The organism is Nannocystis sp., assembly GCF_016714285.1.
Taxonomy (GTDB): domain Bacteria; phylum Myxococcota_A; class Polyangia; order Nannocystales; family Nannocystaceae; genus Nannocystis.
This window is the reverse complement of record NZ_JADJNN010000015.1, coordinates 92388-111002: the sequence shown is the minus strand read 5'-3', so window position 1 is coordinate 111002 and position 18615 is coordinate 92388. Positions and strand designations below refer to the sequence as shown.

At 72.9% G+C, this 18615-nt stretch carries 13 protein-coding genes; 11 read left to right on the top strand and 2 right to left on the bottom strand.

Annotated features, from left to right (window positions below):
- Positions 1-21: 21 nt before the first annotated feature.
- The 4 genes from IPJ59_RS24535 to IPJ59_RS24520 all read left to right on the top strand — a co-directional run bounded on the left by IPJ59_RS24535 (position 22) and on the right by IPJ59_RS24520 (position 7867).
- Positions 22-2475: a GcvT family protein gene (locus IPJ59_RS24535; RefSeq protein ID WP_293273525.1), complete on the top strand. Its 2454-nt coding sequence runs from the start codon at positions 22-24 to the stop codon at positions 2473-2475.
- Between the two features lie 77 nt (positions 2476-2552).
- On the top strand, positions 2553-4118 hold the full coding sequence (locus IPJ59_RS24530; RefSeq protein ID WP_293273524.1) for a hypothetical protein: 1566 nt from the start codon (positions 2553-2555) through the stop codon (positions 4116-4118).
- A gap of 90 nt (positions 4119-4208) precedes the next feature.
- Entirely contained in the window at positions 4209-6230 is a 2022-nt protein-coding gene (locus IPJ59_RS24525; RefSeq protein ID WP_293273523.1) for an eCIS core domain-containing protein, read from the top strand.
- Between the two features lie 98 nt (positions 6231-6328).
- Positions 6329-7867, top strand: a complete 1539-nt coding sequence (locus IPJ59_RS24520) for a M23 family metallopeptidase (RefSeq protein WP_293260996.1) — start codon at positions 6329-6331, stop codon at positions 7865-7867.
- Positions 7868-7970: 103 nt separating this feature from the next.
- On the opposite strand, the gene IPJ59_RS24515 is transcribed toward IPJ59_RS24520, so the two are convergent.
- Both IPJ59_RS24515 and nhaR read right to left on the bottom strand, forming a co-directional pair.
- Entirely contained in the window at positions 7971-8600 is a 630-nt protein-coding gene (locus IPJ59_RS24515) for a hypothetical protein (protein WP_293260993.1), read from the bottom strand.
- A gap of 25 nt (positions 8601-8625) precedes the next feature.
- Positions 8626-9528 (bottom strand): transcriptional activator NhaR, encoded by a 903-nt coding sequence (nhaR, locus tag IPJ59_RS24510; protein ID WP_293260990.1) that lies wholly within the window; start codon positions 9526-9528, stop codon positions 8626-8628.
- Between the two features lie 78 nt (positions 9529-9606).
- Between nhaR and IPJ59_RS24505 the strand changes: the two genes are divergently transcribed.
- The 7 genes from IPJ59_RS24505 to IPJ59_RS24475 all read left to right on the top strand — a co-directional run bounded on the left by IPJ59_RS24505 (position 9607) and on the right by IPJ59_RS24475 (position 18544).
- Positions 9607-9900: a hypothetical protein gene (locus tag IPJ59_RS24505; RefSeq protein WP_293260987.1), complete on the top strand. Its 294-nt coding sequence runs from the start codon at positions 9607-9609 to the stop codon at positions 9898-9900.
- Positions 9893-12004 (top strand): ATP-binding cassette domain-containing protein, encoded by a 2112-nt coding sequence (locus IPJ59_RS24500; protein WP_293273522.1) that lies wholly within the window; start codon positions 9893-9895, stop codon positions 12002-12004. Before IPJ59_RS24505 ends, IPJ59_RS24500 begins: the two co-directional genes overlap by 8 nt.
- A complete protein-coding gene (locus tag IPJ59_RS24495) occupies positions 12001-13374 on the top strand; it encodes an HlyD family secretion protein (RefSeq protein ID WP_293273521.1) in 1374 nt (457 codons plus the stop codon). The genes IPJ59_RS24500 and IPJ59_RS24495 overlap by 4 nt, the downstream gene beginning before the upstream one ends.
- Entirely contained in the window at positions 13371-14804 is a 1434-nt protein-coding gene (locus tag IPJ59_RS24490) for a TolC family protein (protein ID WP_293260978.1), read from the top strand. Before IPJ59_RS24495 ends, IPJ59_RS24490 begins: the two co-directional genes overlap by 4 nt.
- 107 nt (positions 14805-14911) lie before the next feature.
- Positions 14912-15781 carry a tRNA pseudouridine synthase A gene (locus tag IPJ59_RS24485; RefSeq protein WP_293273520.1) on the top strand — a complete coding sequence of 290 codons (870 nt, stop codon included), beginning with the start codon at positions 14912-14914 and terminating at the stop codon, positions 15779-15781.
- A 75-nt stretch (positions 15782-15856) separates the two neighbouring features.
- Positions 15857-16300, top strand: a complete 444-nt coding sequence (locus IPJ59_RS24480) for a DUF2147 domain-containing protein (protein WP_293260973.1) — start codon at positions 15857-15859, stop codon at positions 16298-16300.
- Between the two features lie 117 nt (positions 16301-16417).
- Positions 16418-18544 (top strand): prolyl oligopeptidase family serine peptidase, encoded by a 2127-nt coding sequence (locus IPJ59_RS24475; RefSeq protein ID WP_293273519.1) that lies wholly within the window; start codon positions 16418-16420, stop codon positions 18542-18544.
- Positions 18545-18615: the final 71 nt, after the last annotated feature.

Genomic DNA, 18615 nt, shown 5'->3' with positions numbered 1-18615 from the left:
GTTCCGCTACACTCGCGGCCCATGTCGTCCCCAGTCCTGCCTCAGCGCGCACGCGTGGTCGTCATCGGCGGCGGCATCATCGGCTGCTCCGTCGCCTATCACCTGGCCCAGATGGGCTGGCGTGATGTCGTCCTGCTCGAGCGCGACCGCATCACCTCTGGCACCACCTGGCACGCCGCCGGCCTGATGGTCACCTTCGGCTCGACCTCGGAGACCTCGACCGAGATGCGCAAGTACACCCGCGACCTCTACGCCCGGCTCGAGGCCGAGACGGGGGTCGCCACCGGCTTCAAGCCGGTCGGCTTCATCGAGGTCGCCTGCGACCGCGACCGCCTCGAAGAGTACCGCCGCGTCTCCGCCTTCAACCGCTTCTGCGGCGTCGACGTGCACGAGATCTCGGCCGCCGAGGTCCAGGGCCTGTTCCCGCTGGCGCACACCGAGGACATCCTGGCCGGCTTCTACGTCAAGGAGGACGGCAAGGTGAACCCGGTCGACGTCACCATGGCGCTGGCCAAGGGCGCCCGCCTGCAGGGCGCGACGATCTTCGAGGGCGTGCCCGTCACCGGCGTCCTGCAGCGCAATGGCGCCGTCTCCGGCGTGTCGACGCCCTACGGCGACATCGAGGCCGAATACGTGGTCAACTGCGCCGGGATGTGGGCGCGCCAGCTCGGCGCGCGCACGGGTATCAACATTCCCCTGCAGGCCAGCGAGCACTACTATCTCATCACCGACAAGATCCCCGGTATCGACCCCAATTGGCCGGTGCTCGAGGACCCCGCCTCCTACGGCTATTTCCGCGAGGAGGTCGGCGGCATGATGGTCGGCCTCTTCGAGCCGGTGTGCGCCCCCTGGCGCGTCGAGGGCATCCCGGAGGACTTCAGCTTCGGCGACCTCGCGCCCGACTGGGAGCGCATGGGCCCCTACGTCGAGACGGCGATGCGCCGGGTCCCGATCTTGCACGACACGGGGGTCAAGAAGTTCTTCTGCGGCCCGGAGAGCTTCACCCCGGACCTCCAGCCCGTGGTCGGCGAGGCGCCCGAATTGCGGCGCTACTTCGTCGCCGCCGGCCTCAACTCGATCGGCATCCTCACCGGCGGCGGCCTCGGCCGCGTGCTCGCCCACTGGATCACCACCGGCCGCCCCGACGTCGACATCACCGGCTTCAACATCGACCGCCTGCACACCTATCAGTGCAACCCCGAGTATCGCCGCACTCGCACCGTCGAGTCGCTCGGCATGGTCTATCAATGCCACTACCCGACCCGCTCGATGCAGACCGCGCGCGGGGCCAAGACCTCGCCGCTGCACGACCGCCTGGCCGCCCGCGGGGCCTACTTCAAGGACGTGAGCGGCTGGGAGGGCCCCGACTGGTACGCCCCGCCCGGCCACGCGGCGACGATCGACAGGCTCTCGTGGGGCCGCGAGCCGTGGTTCGACCACTGGCGCGCCGAGCACCAGGCCGCCCGCGAGGGCGTGATCCTGATGGACATGTCGTTCATGGCCAAGTTCATCGTCGAGGGCCGCGACGCCGGCCGCGTGCTCGAGCATATCTCCGCCAACCGCGTCGACGGCCCCGCCGGGCGCATCACCTACACGCAGTGGCTCAACGAGGGCGGCACCCTCGAGGCCGACCTCACGGTCACCAAGCTGGCCGACGACCGCTTCTGGGTGGTCGCCTCCGACACCGCCCACCGCCACGTGCTCACCTGGGTCCGCCGCCACATCGGCGACGCCCACGCCTTCATCGCCGATGTCACCTCGGGCCACGCGCAGATCAACATCCAGGGCCCGCGCTCGCGCGAGCTCATGCAGATGGTGACGACCGCCGATATGTCTGACGCGGCCTTCCCGTTCCGCTGCGCCCGCGAGATCGACATCGGCTTCGCCCGCGCGTTGTGCGTGCGTATCACCTACCTCGGCGAGCTCGGCTACGAGCTCTACATCCCGAGCGAGCAGGCCACCCACGTCTACGACCGCCTGGTCGCCGCCGGCGAGCGCGTCGGCCTGCGCCACGCCGGCCTCAAGACACTGGCCAGCTGCCGCATGGAGAAGGGCTATCGCGACTACGGCCACGACATCGACAACACCGATTCGGTGCTCGAGGCCGGGCTCGGCTTCGCGGTCGACCTCAAGAAGCCCGGCTTCCTCGGCCGCGACGCCGTGCTGGCGAAGAAGGCCGCCGGCCCGCTGACGAAGCGCCTCGTGCAGATTCTCTTAAAGGATCCGGAGCCGCTGATGTTCCACGCCGAGGTCGTGCGGCGAAACGGCCGCCCGCTCGGCTACATCCGCGCCGCCTCGTATGGCCACACCCTCGGCGGCGCGGTCGGCCTGGCGATGATCGACGCCGGCGAGCCGATCGACCAGGCCTACCTCGACGCCGGCCGCTGGGAGGTCGACATCGCCGATACGCTCTACCCCGCGATCGCCTCGCTGCGCCCGCTCTACGACCCGGACAACGCCCGCGTACGCGGGTGAGTGGCGCTGCGTTTGCCTGTTGAGGTCCGTAAAACTACGGAGATCGCGGGCTCACCTCGATATGTTATGGAGTCCACATGGGCTCCGATCTGTTTCAAGTGAAGGTGCTGGCCAAGAAGGGCACCGACCTTACCCTCCGTGTCGCCTCCATCCACCCGGATTCGGGGGGGCCGCCCGCGAACGAGAGCTTTGCGATCCAGCTGCTCGAGGAGGCCTCCGACGAGGGCGCGTTCGCAGCCGCGGTGTCGTATAGCGACACGATGGACCGGGCGTGGCAGACGAAGTTTGCGCGTGGCTTCATCTCGAAGGTGTTGGCGACGGCGAAGCAGGCCGGTCGCCGCCCGGCCGCGACGCTCGAGATCAGCGTCACGCATCCCGCCTGGATCGCGCACCTCGAGAAGGGCTCGACCTGGGCGAGCCGCGCATTCGTCGTCACCGACACCTTCTCGGCGTGCAAGCCGATCGCACCCGAGGTCGGCGAGAAGCTCGTCGAGGCCGGCGCCGCCGACGACTTCTGGATCCTGGTCCCACGCAGCTCGTGGGACGACATGGACCTGCCGCCGAGCCCCGACCTCATCATGGTCCCGGCGTACGCACCGACCTCGTACGCGGTGAAGGACCTGATGACCAAGCCGAAGGCCATCCCGAAGGACTGGATCGGCCGCGCGGTGCGCGTCGCCACCGGGCCGCGTACGCAGGATTGCGTGTTGCTCGCCGTTGAGGCGGGCGGTCGCGGCGCGTGGGCGCGTATGACCGATAGCGGTTGTGGTACCGGCAGCGGGCCGGTCGAGTCGATCGCCCTGCTCGTGCCGAAGTCCGGGCGCCAGGGATCGAAGATCACGTACGGGGAGGTGCTCGGGCGGGCGAAGGCGCAGCTCGCGGGCACCAGGCGCAGCGGCAAGGTCGTCGAGCTCCGGTATCGCATCGCCCCCGATCTGCGCACGCTCACCTTCGACATGTCGTCGCCGACGGCGCGCAAGCTCGGCGCGCTCGAGGTGCTGCGCTCCGGGCTGCTCGGCACGGACGGCATGCTCACGAAGGCCGGCGCCGCGACGGCGCTCGGCAAGTTGTTGACCGACGCGGCGAAGCGCCACGGCGCCGAGGGGGCGGAGCTCGACCGGGAGATCGTCGACGAAATCATCGAGGACGTCGAGCTCGACGTCGCCGAGGGGCACGACCTCGACTCGATGTCGCTCGGTGAGGTCCGCGCGATCCTCACGGCCGAATGGCCGATAGCGACGATTCGGATCACGGCGACGGACGGGAAGTGGACCGCGCACGTCGACAAGTTCCCGCCCGCGGCGATGGAGACGGAGGTCGTTCAACCAAAGCGGAAGGCGATAGCGAAGCCGGCCGCGAAGGCGAAGCCCGCAGCGAAGGCGAAGGCGAAGGCGAAGCCGGCCGCGAAGGCGAAGGCGAAGGCGAAGCCGGCAGCGAAGGCGAAGCCCGCAGCGAAGGCGAAGGCGAAGCCCGCAGCGAAGGCGAAGCCCGCAGCGAAGGCGAAGCCCGCAGCGAAGGCGAAGGCGAAGCCCGCAGCGGCGAAGGCGAAGGCGAAGGCGAAGCCCGCAGCGAAGGCGAAGGCGAAGCCCGCAGCGAAGGCGAAGCCCCGGATCGCCCGGGACAGCGGCCGTGTGCGCGGGTGAGCAGACCCGTCGATGGGCGCTCGCGCATTGACGGTCCCGGGCCGGCGATGCGATGATCGCCGCATGGGTGGCCGATACGGTGGCAGCGAAATGGCACGCAGGGGGCGCCCGGCTGCCGATCTGGTGGGCTCGCACGACGAGCTGGCAGCGACGCAGTCGCGGCTGCCCGGGCTTCGGCGCCAGACCTCGCTGTCACCCCAAGATCTGCGCCACAGCGCTGCGCTGCGCGGCGCCATCGGCAACCAGGCGACGACGCGGCGGCTGACCGGACCCGTGCAGGCCAAGCCGCTGGCCGCGTGGCGCTCGGAGCTCGCGCGCGATGACGATGCGACGCCGCACGAGCACGCGGCCCGCGGCGTGCTCGGGCCCGGCGCCGCGCTGCCGCACCTGCGCGAGCTCCAGCCGCTGTTCGGCGAGCACGACCTGTCCGGCGTGCGTGCCCACCTGGGTGAGGCGGCACGCAGCGCCTGCGCGGCGACCGGCGCCGCGGCGTATGCAACGGGCGACCGCGTCGCGTTCGCCGACGCGAGCCCGAGCCTGCACGCGGTGGCGCACGAGGCCGCCCACGTGCTGCAGCAGCGCGCCGGTGTGCGCCTCACCGGCGACCTCGGCCGGGCCGGCGACGCGTACGAACGCCACGCCGATCGGGTCGCGGACGCGGTGACGCAGCGGCGCCCGGTCGCCGCGATGTTCTCCGCCGGCACAGCCCCCGCGGGTCGCGTCGCGGTGCAGCGCCTGATGTCCCGCGCTCAGCTCATCGAGAAGGCCGGTGAACCCAAGGCCGACACCTTCGGCGGGTACCACCACCGCAGCAAGCTCTACAAGGCGCTGCTCACCGAGCTCGACGGCTACGCCGCCTGGGCCGACCTGCCGATCCCGCGGCCGGGCCCGCTGCACACGCTCGGGCACGACCGCGTCGAGGCGGCGCTGCAGGCCGTAAAGACCGCCTGCGACGCCTTTATCACCCGCTTCGACGGCCTGACCGGGCTCGCCGCCTACAACGATTCGGTCGAGGCCGGGCGGGTCGGCGAGGTCAAGGCCGTGCGCGCGCGCGCCGTGCAGGAGCTCAGCTGGCTGCCGCTCTGCCACGGCAAGCAGGAATATGTGGGCATGTCGTGGCGCGAGGCGCTGCCGAAGGCGGAGGTCGATCGCCGGGCCCAGCCGCTGCGCGAGCGGATCGAGGGGCTGGCCGGCGGTCGGGGCAGCATCGACGAGATCCGCGACGAGATCCTCGGCCTCGACGATATGGAGGTGAAGCAGGCGCTCGTGCGCGACCGCGGCCTATGGGAGATCGTCGGCCGCAGCCTCGACGCCCGCGAGGCGCTCATCCTCGCCGCGGTCCTGCTCGACCGGGCGCTGGTGTGGGAGGACGGCTCGGGGCCCGACCCCGCGGCGGGCTTTCAGATCCTTCGCAAGGGCGACTTCTCGCTGTGGATGCTCGACAACAACGAGCGCAGCGAGCATCGGCCCGACCTCCAGACCGGCACCATGAACTGCTGGGAGGGCGTGCTGTTCTCGATGTACGTCGCCGGGCTCGTCTCGTACCAGACGCTGCGCGACCTGCATCAGCGCGCCGCCGAGGCGGGCGTCGCGGCCCAGGAGTCCGGCACCGCCCGGCTCGAGCAAGAACCGGAGCTGCTGCGCGAGGGCATCATCCAGAAGCGCATCGAGCGTCGCGTCTGGGACACGCGCGAGACCGTCGAGCAATGGTATGAGGAGAAGGTCAAGGACGACGCCAAGCTGCAGGCCAGCTTCAAGGCCAACCTCGGCAAGTCGATGGGCAATGACGCCTACTACGCCCAGCTGGCCGAGAGCCTCGGGGCCCACGGCGCGAAGCAATGGCGCCCCGGCGACGCGCCGCCGCCGGCCGGCGACGTCGTGTTCTTCGCGGGCGACAGCCCCGACAAGATCGGCGAGAAGTGGCGCATCTCCCACGTGTGCATCTCGCTCGGCCGCCGCAGCGAGCACGGAACCGATATCATGAACTTCGGCGTGGCCAGCGGAGGACACACGATCTGGGGCTGCTCAACGATCGAGGAGGGCCTCGCTCACAAGTACCGCAACGGCTACAAGGTGATGTACGGGCCGAGCCCGCTGCTGGACGCGGTGTAGCCAGCGGCACCTGTACAGGCATTCAGGAGCGCGCGGCCCGGCTGGGGAAAGTGGGGGAAACTTGCCCCTTGCTGCGCTGATCGGATAGTGGCGGCCTGGTGCGCAACGAGGGCAAGCGCCGGGTGCAGGGGGCGCCCGGCAAGGGCGGACACCGCCGCCGCGCCGCGAAGGTGACGGCGGAGGCGGGCTCGCAGCGCGGGCAGTCGCCGGTCAAGCGCCGCGTCAACCGGCGCGTGCAGGGCGACGACCGGGCGCCGCGGCGGGCCCCGCTGGACCCGCACGAGCGCAAGGTTCGCAACCGGACGGTGCTGCTGCTGACGCTGCTGGCGCTGGTCAACGCGTACGTGTTCGTGTGGCGCGAGGGCAGCTCGGTGCTCGAGCTCGGCGCGCCGCGGCCGACGATGATCGGTGCGAGTGACGACGACGGTGGAGGCGGCCCGCTGGGCAGCTTCGCCGACCCGCCGGAGCGGGCCTGCGGCGGCGACCCCGTGCGTATCTTCGAGGGATTGCACGACCAGATCTTTCAGGCCAGCGCGCTCGGGAGCGGTCGGACTTTGCGGTTGCTGTTGCTCGAGCTCGGGGTCGCGGGTCCGGAGATCGACGCGGTCGAGGCGGCGATCCGGCCGAGCCTCGACCTCGGCCTGGTCGCCGGCACGGGCGCGCCGGTGCGGGTGGCGATGGACCGCCGCGGCGGCGTGCAGGCCCTCGAGATCGAGCTGGCCGAGGGCCACCTCGTGCAGGCCTGTCGCGCCGACGGGGCGCTGCAGGTGCGAACGATCCAGCACCCGCCGGTCAGTGACATCGCGGTCGTGCGGCTCGAGCTCGGCGCCGACGCGGACCTCGTGCGCGCCGTCGTCGAGGCGGGCGAGCGGCCCGAGCTCGCCGACCTGATCGCCGAGCTGCTGGCCTTCGACGTCGACCTCGTCACCGAGGCGCACCCACGCGACCGCGTCGAGCTGCTGGTCGAGAAGCGGTCGCTCGGCAAGAGCTTCCACCGCTACGGCGCGCTGCTGGCGGTCCGGTTCCGCGGCGCCGCCGGCCGCTTCAGCTACTTCCGCCACCAGGCCGAGGGCAGCAAGCTGGCGGTGTATTACGACGCCGAGGGTCGGCCGCAGCGGCGGGCCCTGCTGCGCTCGCCGCTGCGCTTCCACGCGATCTCGTCGGACGCCCGGGCGATGATGCCGCCCTCGGTCGAGGTGGTCGCGGGGCGGGCCGGGGCGCTGTATCGCCGGCCCGAGGGCGCCCCGGTGGTCGCGCTCGGCGACGGCGTGGTGCGCCTGGCCGAAGAGACAGGTGATGCCGGCATCGTCGTCGAGCTCGAGCTGCCCGGCGGGGTGGTGGCTCGCTACGCCCATCTGTTGCGCACGCTCGGCGATCTGCGCCCGGGCGTGAAGGTGCGGCAGGGTCAGCTGATCGGCCTGGCCGGGCACAGCGGCAAGACCGCGACCGACCGCGTGCGCCTCGAGCTGCGCCGCGAGGAGGGCGGCGAGGTGACGATGCTGGACCCGCTGGTGATCGCCCGCGGCGACGAGGGTCGCCCGGCGATCGTCGGGGCGCCGCTGCGCGACAAGGCGCTAGGGCGCTTCCAGAGCGAGACGGCGCCGTGGCTGCGCGCGCTGCGGCCGGTCGGCGGCTGAGCCTGTCCTGCGGGACAGGTGAGCGCGGCGGCTCCTCCCTTGGGGTGTGAGGTGGACGGAGACCTCGGGGCTGCTCGGGTCGCCGGCGATGGTGACAGTGGTGTCAGTATCCCGCGGGGATTTTGCCCGAGAGGAAATGGATGGTGTTGGGTTCGCGGCGGCGCGACCACAGGGCCTCGCGCGGGTCGTCGGGCGGACCGGCCTTGAGGCCCTCGAGCGGCGACCAGCCGGGCTGCTCGCCGGGGCCGAGGCTGTGCAGGCCGCTCTGCCAGCCGCCGATGATGTACGTGTGGCCGGCCGCGCGAGCGCCGAGGAAGTCGCTGAAGCGGCGCGCGAAGTCGTGGCCAGGGAGGGCGCCGAAGGTCTCGCAGGTGCGAAACCACCACAGCGCCTCGGGCCCGACCAGGCGCTCGCGGATCGCCAGCAGCGAGGCGTGCAGCGGGTGGCCGGGCTGCAGGGCGGTGGCGTCGAGGATGTCGCGTTCGATGTACGCGCGGCCCCACTTGCCGTGCCCCCAAAATTGCAGCTCGGCGATCGGCCGCGAGGGCTGGTGTTGGGCGATCCAGGTCAGCGCCTCGGCCCAGCTGTGCGCGCCGTGCCAGGCGTCGAGGCGGCCGAGCACGCGGCCGTAGAGCTGCGCGCCGCTCCACCACGCGTGCGACAGTCCGGGGCGCAGCCGCGGTCCGGTGCAGCTGCGGTCGAAGATCATCAGGCGCAGGGGGGCGGTCCGCATCGCGTCGGCAGTGTCGCATAGGGGTTCAGGTCGTGGTGAACAGCTCGCTGCGGGCGGCGGCGGAGATGGCCACGACGCCGGGGTGTTTGAGCCGGCGCTCGGCCGAGATCGCGAAGTAGCGCTCGAGGGGCCCCTCGGCGTGGCCGACGAGCTTGACGTCGTACTGGCGGACGATCTCGTCGGCGATGACCCTGGGCCCGGCGAAGGCGCCGACGCCGGCCTGGCCGAAGACCTTGAGGAGGGCGCTGTCGTCGAACTCGCCGACCACCTGCGGGCGCAGGGCGTGCTGGTCGAACCAGCGGTCGAGCTCGCGACGCAGCGCGTTGGTGCCGGCGGGCAGGAGGAAGGGGGCGCCGTCGAGGCTGCCGGGGAAGCCGCGGCGCAGGCGGGTCGCCAGCGGCCCGGCCGCGAAGATCGCGACCTCGCTGTGGCCGAGCGGGTGATTGAAGGCCTTGAGCGCGGCGCCGGGTTGCAGCGGGGTGTCGGAGAGGACGAGGTCGAGCTCGTGGCTGGCGAGCATGGGCAGCAGGCGCTCGAGCTTGTCCTCGCTGCAGTGGACCTGGATGCCGCCCTGGAGCTTCAGGGAGGGCTCGATCAGGCGGTAGGCGATGAGCTTGTGCACGGCATCGGTGACGCCGATGGCGAGGCGCAGGGTGCGGTCGGCGGGGTGATGGAGGGCGTCGACCATCTCGCGGCCGAGGCCGAAGATCTCGTCGGCGTAGCGGAAGGCGGTGCGCCCGGCCTCGCTGAGGGCGAGGCGTCGCTGGCTGCGGTCAAACAGCGCCTGGCCCATCTGCTCCTCCAGCTGGCGCAGCTGGGTCGAGAGCGTCGACTGGGACAGGCGCAGGCGCCGGCCCGCGGCCGCCACCCCGCCCTCGCGCGCGACGACCCAGAAGTGCAGGAGGTGGTGGTAGTTGAGCGTGGTCACGGACTGCGATTTTATCAAAGTTAAAGGCATATATTATCTACTTGTTCGCACAGCGAAGGTCTCGCATAGAAGGGGTCCATGCGAGTCGAGGTCGACATTGGCGCGGGCGGGGCCCTGTCTATGCTCGCGGAGCAGCGGCTGCGGCTGGTGCTGACGCGCTTCGCGGCGTCGGTGATCGGGGCGGCGTTGCGGACCGCCGAGACGGGGGAGGGGCGGCTGGTGCTGCGCGCCAGGGTCCGCCTCGTCGGCGGCGAGGTGGTCGCGCTGGCGGCCGAGGACTGGGCGAGCGAGGCGGCGACGCTGCACTTCATCGATCGGCTCGGGCGCGCGGTGGGCCGGCGCCTGACGGCCACGGGGGGGCGTCATGGTTGACGCGACGGCGGGGTCCGGCGGGCCCCACGGCGATCTCCTGCGGGTCCTCGAGCTGCTGGCCGAGCAGGTCGGTACGGACTTCGAGCCGGCGCAGGCCTGGGCGGCGCTGCAGGGCGTCGACCCACGGGAGGGGTTTGTCGCCGCGGTCACGCGGGCGGCGGCGCGGATGGGGCTGCGGGCGCAGGCGGTCGAGCTCACGGCGGCGGAGCTGCGCGGGCGGGTCGGCCCGGGGCTGCCGGCGTTGACGCTGGCGGGCTCGCCCACGCGGGGGCGCTGGCTGCTGGTGACGGGGGCGGGGCGCGGCGGGCTGGTCGGTCGCGTCGTCGCCGACGGGGACGAGTCGCGGGTGCGGCTGTCCGGGCGGGCGCTGCAGCGGGTGCTCGGGCTGGTCAGCGCCGACGCGCCGACGACCTGGCTGCTGATCGAGCCGGCGCTGCCCTTCGACGCCCTGCACGCGCGGCGGGTCGCCGCCCGCGAGCCGACGGCGCGCGCGCTCGGCCGCCTGCGCGCGCTCATCCACCTCGAGCGCGCGGACCTCGGGGTGGTCATGGTCTACGCCGTGGGGATCGGCGCGCTCAGCCTGGTCAGCCCGATCGCCGTGCAGGCGCTGGTCAACACGGTGGCCTTCGGGTCGGTGCTGCAGCCGCTGTTTGTCCTGACGCTGGTGCTGGTCGCGGGCCTGTCGTTCGCGGCGGCGCTCAAGGCCTTCGCGGCGTTCGTGGTCGAGGTCCTGCAGCAGCGACTGTTCGTGCGGGCGGTGGCCGACGTGGCCCGCCGGCTGCCGCGGGTCGACCTCGGCGATCACAAGATCGGCGATCACGGGGCGGCGCACGGGCCCGAGCTGGTCAACCGCTTCTTCGACGTCGTGATGGTCCAGAAGGCCGGCGCGGCGCTGCTGCTCGACGGGGTGTCGATCGCGCTGCAGGCGGTGGTCGGCATGGTGTTGCTGGCGTTCTACCACCCGCTGCTGCTGGCCTTCGACGTGGCGCTGCTGATCGCGCTGGCGGCGATCGTGATGATCCCGCTGCGGGCGGCGATCGCCAGCAGCCTGCACGAGTCGTCGTGCAAGTACGAGACTGTCGCGTGGCTCGAGGAGGTCGCGCGTAACCCGGTGCTGTTCAAGTCGGAGGCGGGCATGCGCCACGCGGTCAGCCGCGCCGAGCTGCTCGCGCGCGGCTACCTGGCGGCGCGCCGGGCCCACTTCGCCCGCCTGGTGCGCCAGCTGATCGGCGGCCTCGGCCTGCAGGTGATCGCCGGGGCGGCGCTGCTGGGGGTCGGCGGCCTGCTGGTGCTCGAGCGCCAGCTGACGCTCGGTCAGCTGGTCGCGGCGGAGCTGGTGGTCACGGCGGTGTCGGCCAGCTTCGCCACGCTCGGCAAGCACCTCGAGAAGTTCTACGACCTGCTCTCGGCGCTCGAGAAGCTCGGCAAGCTGATCGACCTCCCGTTGGAGCCGGTCGGCGGGGCGCGCGAGTTCTCGAACGGGCCGGCGCGGGTGCTCGTGCGCGGGGCGCTGCCGGGGCGCGGCAACATCGAGATCGCGGCGGGCGAGCGGGTGCTGCTCACCGGCAGCTGCGGGGCCGGCAAGAGCGAGCTGCTCGACTTCTGCTTCGGCCTGCGGCGGCCCGCGCAGGGCCAGATCGAGGTCGACGGGGTCGACCTGCGGATGGCCGACCTGCCGGCGCTGCGCGACCAGGTCGCGCTGGTCCGCCCGGGTGATCTGTTCCACGCGTCGATCCTCGACAACCTGCGGCTCGGCGCGCCGCAGGTGCCGCTGACGACGCTGCGGGTGGCGCTCAGCCTGGTCGACCTCGCCGACACGATCGGGGCGCTGCCGAAGGGCCTCGAGACGATGCTGGCGCCCACGGGTGCGCCGCTGTCGGGGGCGCAGGCGCGGCGCCTGGTGCTCGCGCGGGCGCTGGCGGCCCAGCCGCGGCTGCTGCTCATCGACGGCCTGCTCGACGGCCTCAAGCTGGCGCGCGAGCAGCACGAGGCGCTGCTCGAGCACATCTTCGCCGCCGACGCGCCGTGGACGGTGCTGGTGGTCAGCGATGACCCGCGCGTGCGGGCCCGCTGCCGCCGTGTCCTCGATCTCTCACCGGAGTGAACGGAGGCGACATGGACAGCGACACGAGACACTCCCTGGGCTTTGAGCCGAGCGTGCTGCGCCTGACGCAGCCGACCCAGACGGCGCGGGCGCTGGCGCGCTGGCTGGTGCTGGCGGCGCTGATGCTGATGCTGTTGCTGGCGCTGGCGCCGTGGCAGCAGTCGCTGCCCGGCCAGGGCCGCGTGATCGCGTACGCGCCGCTCGACCGCCAGCAGGCCCTCGAGGCGCCGATGGACGGACGCGTGGTCGAGTGGATGGTCGACGAGGGCAGCCACGTCGCCGCGGGCGACCCGATCGCCCGCATCGCCGACAACGACCCGGACATCATGGCCCGCATCGAGCGCGAGCGCAGCGCGGCGCAGGACCGCGTCGAGGCGGCCCGGCGGGCGATCGACCTGAGCCAGCAGCGCATCGACGGGCTCGCGCTGGCCCAGCTCGCGGCGACCGACGGGGCCCGCATGCGCGCCGGCATGGCCGTCGACCGCGAGCTGGCGGCGCAGCAGGCCGTCGACGCGGCCCAGGCCGGCCTCAACGCGTCGATCCTGAACCTCGAGCGGACCCAGAAGCTGGCCGCGGAGGGCCTCGCCTCGACCCGCAGCCTCGAGCTCGCCGAGCTCGCCGAGCAGACGGCCCGCGCCGACCTGCTGCGGGCCCGGGCGGCGCAGGGGGCGGCCCGCGGCGAGGTCAAGGCGATGCGCGCCGACACCTCGCGGATCGGCGGCGACACGGGGGCGGCGGTCGACGCCGCGAAGGTCGCGCTGGAGACGGCGCGCAGCGACCTGGCCCGGGCCGAGCAGGAGCTCGCGCGCATCGAGGTCCGTCAGGTGCGGCAAGGGGCGATGGTCGTCACGGCGCCGCGCGACGGCAGCGTGCTGCGGCTGATCGCCCGCCAGGGCGGCGAGATGGTCAAGGCCGGCGACCCGATCGCCCAGTTCGTGCCCGACACCGAGGCGCGGGCGGTCGAGCTGTGGCTCGACGGCATCGACGCCCCGCTGGTCACGCCGGGCCGGCACGTGCGCCTGCAGTTCGAGGGCTGGCCAGCGGTGCAGTTCGTCGGCTGGCCCTCGGTCGCGGTCGGCACCTTCGGCGGCGTGGTCGCCTACGTCGACGCCACCGACGACGGCAAGGGCCACTTCCGCGTGGTCGTGCTGCCCGACCTCGAGGCTGCGCCCGTCGACCACTGGCCCGCGGCCCAGTACCTGCGCCAGGGCGTGCGCGCCCACGGCTGGGTCCTGCTCGACGAGGTCCGCCTCGGCTACGAGCTGTGGCGTCAGTTCAATGGCTTCCCGCCGGTGCTCACCGGGGCCCCGGTCGGCGACGCGGCGCACGGCAAGGAGCACCGCCGCGTGAGAGAGGAGGATGAGCCGTGATCCGGGTGTTGCTCGTGTTGCTGGTGATCTGCCTGTTCGGACATGTTCGTGAGGCCATGGCGCAAGAGACAGCCGTCGCGTCGGCGCCGCGCGAGATCCTGACGCTGGCCGAGGTGCTGGCGGTGCTGGCCGCGACGCACCCGCAGCTGGAGGCGGCGCGCCAGCGCCTGCGCGCGGCCGAGGGCGACACGCTGGCGGCGCGCGGCGGCTTCGACCCGATGCTGCGCGCGCGCGGCCAGTACGCGCCGATCGGCGCGTACCCGCGGGGCACCGTCGACGTCGAGGTGCGCCAGGCGACGCCGCTGTGGGGCCTCAGCGTGTACGGGGGGTGGCGGCTGGGGCTCGGCAGCTTCGCGGTCTACGACCTGCGCGGCAAGACGGCCGACGGCGGCGAGCTGCGGGCCGGCCTCGGCCTGCCGCTGTGGCAGGGCGGACCTATCGATCGCCGACGCGCCGACCTGCGGGTCTCGGCGCTGGCGCAGGACGGGGCGACGGCGGACGTCGACGCGCGGATGCTCGAGCTGCAGCGGACGGCCGGGCGCGCCTACTGGGCCTGGGTCGGCGCCGGCCTGCGCCTCGAGGTGCAGCGCAGCCTGCTCGCGCTGGCCGAGGACCGCGACGAGGCGCTGCGCAAGCAGATCACCGCGGGCAGCGTGCCGCCGGTCGAGGGCCTCGACAACCGCCGGGCGATCCTCGACCGCGCCGCCCGCATCGTCGCCGCCGAGCGGGCGCTGCAGCAGGCGGCGTTCGACCTGGCCCGGCACCTGCGTGACCCCGAAGGCGAGGTCACGGTGCCGGCGCCGACGCGCCTGCCGGAGGCCTTCCCGGAGCCGCAGCGGCCCGTCGGCGATGTGCCCGAGGCGCTGCTCGACGAGGCCCTGGCGCGCCGGCCCGACCTGCGCCGGCTGCTCCTGCAGCGCGAGGCGGCGACGGTCGAGCTGAAGCTGGCCCGCAACAATCGTTCCGCGCGCATCGACCTCGACGCCTATGCATCCAAGGATGTCGGCAGCGTCGACCCGGCCTACGCGTACCTGCGGCCGGCCGAGTTTGTCGCGGGGGTGAGCGTCGAGCTGCCGCTGGCGCTCCGCACCGCCCGGGGCAAGCTGCGCCGCGCCCAGGCGGACCTGGCCCGCATCGACGCCGAGCTGCGCATGGCCCGGGACGTGGTCGCGCTCGAGCTCCGCGACGCCTACTCGGCCCTGACGGCGGCGCACGCCCGCGTCGGCCTCGCGCGCGAGCAGCTCGCCGCGGCCCACGCGCTGGAGCAGGCCGAGCGCAGCCGCTTCCGCCTCGGCGACAGCACGCTCCTGCTCGTCAACCTGCGCGAGCAGGCCGCCACCGACGCGGCCCTGCAGGAGCTCGACGCGCTGTCCGAATATCACCGGGCCGCCGTCGACCTGCGCGCCGCGGCCGGACTGTTCGGACCCTAGCAGCCCGTGGCGAAGGTCTGAGCTCCGAGCGGTCGGCGCGTCGCGGTGCTCGGTCGGCTTGACAGGGCGATGCCCTGCCGCCATCGTGCGCGCCGTTTGCCATGACCATGCTCGTGCGCCTGGCCTACGACGGCACCGACTTTCATGGCTTCGCGCGCCAGGCGAGCGGAGCCCATGCGGGTGGGACTGGCGATTCGCGGCCGCTGCGGACGGTGCAGGGTGAGCTCGAGGCGGCGCTCGCCGGCCTGTATCGCCAGCCGGTGCGGACGCGGGGGGCGAGCCGGACGGACGCGGGGGTGCACGCGCTCGGGCAGATCGCGGGCTACGAGGCGCCGCTCGAGATCCCCGAGCGCGGGGTGCTGCTGGGGCTGCAGGGCAAGCTGCCGCGCGACCTCGCGGTGCTCGCGGTGTGGCAGGCGACGCTGGCCGACGGCGGCGAGGTCGACCCGCGCTTCTGGAACCTCGGCAAGTGTTATCGCTATCGCATCCGCACCGGGGCGCGCCGGCTGCCGCAGACGGCCCGCGGCGAGTGGCACCTGCCGCGACGACGCCTCGACGTCGCGGCGATGCACGCGGCGGCGCAGCACTTCGTGGGTGAGCACGACTTCGCGGGCTTCCGCGCCGCAGGCTGCCAGGCGCGGACGACGGTGCGGCGCATGCAGGCGGTGACGGTGCGCGGCGAGGCGACGCGCGACGAGCTGCCCGCGGACCCGCCGTGCCTGGTGGACGACCCGGCGGCGATCGTCGAGGTCGAGGTGCGCGGCGAGGCCTTCCTGCAGAACATGGTGCGCATCATGGTCGGCACGCTGGTGGAGGTCGGGCTCGGTCGCCGCCCGCCGGAGCAAGTGGCCGAACTGCTGGCCCGGCCGGAGCGCCAGCGCAGCGGGGCGACGGCGCCGCCCGAGGGGCTCACGCTGGTCGAGGTGCTGTGGCCGACGACGTGGCCGCCGCTGAGCTCGCGTTCGCACGCGCGGTGACGCGGTCCCCGGGGTCCTGTCACGGGCCGCCCAGCCGCGATACACTGGGCCGCTGTCTTTGGAGGATCACGACCCATGCTCACCAAGAAATTCGCCGCTGTCACGATCGCCGCTGCCCTGACCCTGGTCGCCTCGACCGTGATGGCCTTCGCCCGGACCACCCCGCACGGCTACTGGAAGACCGTCGACGACGAGACCGGCGAGACCAAGTCGATCGTCAAGCTCTACGAGGTCGAGGGCAAGCTGTACGGCCGCGTCGAGAAGCTGCTCCTCAGGCCCGGCGCGCTGTGTGACAAGTGCGAGGGCGACGATTACAACGCCCCGATCGAGGGCATGGTCGTCGTGTGGGGCCTCGAGGACCGCGACGCCGACGGTGTGTGGGAGCACGGCAAGGTCTTCGACCCCGAGAAGAACAAGACCTACCGCTGCAAGATCTGGATGCATGACGGCAACATCAAGATCCGCGGCTACCTCGGCCCGTTCTTCCGCACCCAGACCTGGTACGAGACGGAGCGCTGACAGGGCCCCGCTTCGGCGACCGCTCCGGCGACCGCGGCGACCATTTTGGTCGTCGTGACCCTTGCGAGATCGAAGCGACGGCTTGCTGGTCGTTCGCGCGGCCGGCAAAGTGTCGCGGTGCCCGCTCCGCTCGCCGTCGTCGCGCTCTCCCTGCTGCTCGCGGCGCCGCGAGCTCCGACGGCCAGGCAGGTCGACGAGGTGGTGGTCACCCTGCACGGCGAGGCGCGGCACGACGAGTACGCGTGGCTGCGGGCCGGTGGCGAGGACCCGGCGGTGCGGCGGCACCTCGCGGCGGAGAACGCGTACGCGGCGGCGCTGATGCGGCCGTACGCGGGCCTGATGCGGGCGCTGGCCCGGGAGATCGACGCGGGGACCTACGTCGATCACGAGAGCGTGCCGGTGCGGCGCGGGGCGTGGCTGTACTGGACGCGGAGTGAGCGGCGCCGCGAGCTCCCCCTGTACTTGCGGCGGCGCGTCGACGCGCCGCCGGGCGCCGCCCCGCAGCAGGTGCTCGACCCGGAGGCGCTGGCCCGCGGCAAGGCGTTCTTCGATCTCGAGCTGTTCGAGCTGTCGGACGACGGGCGTTATCTGGCCTACAGCACGGATGAGATCGGCGCCGAGAATTATACGCTGTATATCAAGGACCTGGAGACGGGGGCGCTGGGGCCCGATCGCCTGCAGCGCGTCACCTCGGCGGCGTGGAGCGCCGACGGGGCCGAGCTGCTGTACACGGTGCGCGACGACGCGTTTCGCTCGTATGCCCTGCACCGCCATCGCCGCGGCGAGACCGGGCCGGACCCGCTGGTGCTGCGGGAGGACGACGCGAAGTATGAGCTATCGGTGCGGCGCACTCGCTCGGGCGAGTGGTTCATCCTCGCGGCGGACTCGTACGGCGCCAGCGAGGCGCGGGTGGCCCGGGCCGACGCCCCCGCCGGGAGTGATACGCCGTGGGTCACGATCGCGGCGCGCAGGCCCGGGCACCTGTACGACCTCGACCACGCGGGCGACACCTTCTATGTGCGCAGCAATTACGAAACCCCGAACTTTCGCGTGATGACGGCGCCCGAGGACGACCCGCGGCCGGCGCGCTGGCGGCCGCTGGTGCCCGGTCGGGCCGACGTGGCGATCACCGATGTCGATGCATTCAGGGGCAAGCTGGTGCTGTCGCAGCGGGAGCGCGGGCGGCCGGGCCTCGAGGTCGTCGACCTCGCGACTGGCGGGCGCACGCGGGTCGGCGAGGGGGCCGACGCGGACGTGTACACGCGCGGGCTGGTGACGATCACGGTCGGCGAGAACCCCGATCCGCTGGCGGCGCGGCTGCGGGTATATGTCGAGTCGGTGAAGGAGCCGGAGCGGACCCTCGACATCGAGCTCGCCGACGGGCGGCAGACCCTGCTGCAGCAGCGGCCGGCGACGGGGTCCTGCGGCGGTGCCGGGGCGACACCGGCGACGATCGGCGCGGCGCGGGCGGCCGACGGGGTCGAGATCCAATATCTGTACTTCGCCGGCGCCGGGCCTTTGGGGCCGCGGCCGCTGCTGCTCGAGGCCTACGGGGCCTACGGGTCGGTCTACGATCCGGACCACGACCCGACGCGATGTGCGTTGCTGGATCGCGGGGTCGACTTCGTGATCGCGTGGGTGCGCGGCGGTGGTGAGCTGGGCGAGCCGTGGCACGACGCGGCGCGGGTGCGGCTGCGCGAGCGCTCGGCCGGCGACCTGATCGCGGTCGCCGAAGCGTTGATCGCGGAGGGCCGGACCACCGCGGGGCAGCTGGTGATCGCGGGCGAGAGCGCGGGCGGGGGGCTGATGGGCGCGGCCCTCAACGCGCGGCCGGAGCTGTTCGCGGGTGCCGTGCTGCGGGTGCCCTTCCTCGACGCGGTCGGGACCATGGCCGACGCCAGCGCGCCGCTGACGACGATCGAGTACGAGGAGTGGGGCGACCCGCGGGTGCGCGCGGACTATGATGTGATGCGGCGCTGGTGCCCGTACACCAACCTCGGGGCGCGCGAGTATCCGCCGATCCTGGTGCTGTCGTCGCTGGCGGACAGCCGGGTCGAATACCACGAGCAGGCGCGCTATGTGGCGCGGGCGCGGGCGCAGGGGCGCGGGGGGCCGTTTCTCCTGCGCACGGAGATGCATGGCGGGCACGGCGGGGCGTCGTCGCGGCGGGCCTTCGTGCAGGCGCAGGCGTTCACGGCGGCGTTCATCCTCGGCGTCGGCGAGCTGCGGCGACGGGCGCGGTGAGCCGGCCTGGTGAGGGCGCTGGCGGGGCTTGTCGCGGCTCGCTCGCCGCGGTAGGGGCTGTCCCGAGAGCC

What these genes read in the sequence shown, in the direction of transcription:
- IPJ59_RS24505 (WP_293260987.1), top strand. Translation starts at nt 9,607, where the DNA reads ATGCGAGTCGAGGTCGACATTGGCGCGGGCGGGGCCCTGTCTATGCTC.
- IPJ59_RS24525 (WP_293273523.1), top strand. Translation starts at nt 4,209, where the DNA reads ATGGCACGCAGGGGGCGCCCGGCTGCCGATCTGGTGGGCTCGCACGAC.
- IPJ59_RS24485 (WP_293273520.1), top strand. Translation starts at nt 14,912, where the DNA reads ATGCTCGTGCGCCTGGCCTACGACGGCACCGACTTTCATGGCTTCGCG.
- IPJ59_RS24480 (WP_293260973.1), top strand. Translation starts at nt 15,857, where the DNA reads ATGCTCACCAAGAAATTCGCCGCTGTCACGATCGCCGCTGCCCTGACC.
- IPJ59_RS24515 (WP_293260993.1), bottom strand. Translation starts at nt 8,600, where the DNA reads ATGCGGACCGCCCCCCTGCGCCTGATGATCTTCGACCGCAGCTGCACC.
- IPJ59_RS24535 (WP_293273525.1), top strand. Translation starts at nt 22, where the DNA reads ATGTCGTCCCCAGTCCTGCCTCAGCGCGCACGCGTGGTCGTCATCGGC.
- IPJ59_RS24500 (WP_293273522.1), top strand. Translation starts at nt 9,893, where the DNA reads ATGGTTGACGCGACGGCGGGGTCCGGCGGGCCCCACGGCGATCTCCTG.
- IPJ59_RS24530 (WP_293273524.1), top strand. Translation starts at nt 2,553, where the DNA reads ATGGGCTCCGATCTGTTTCAAGTGAAGGTGCTGGCCAAGAAGGGCACC.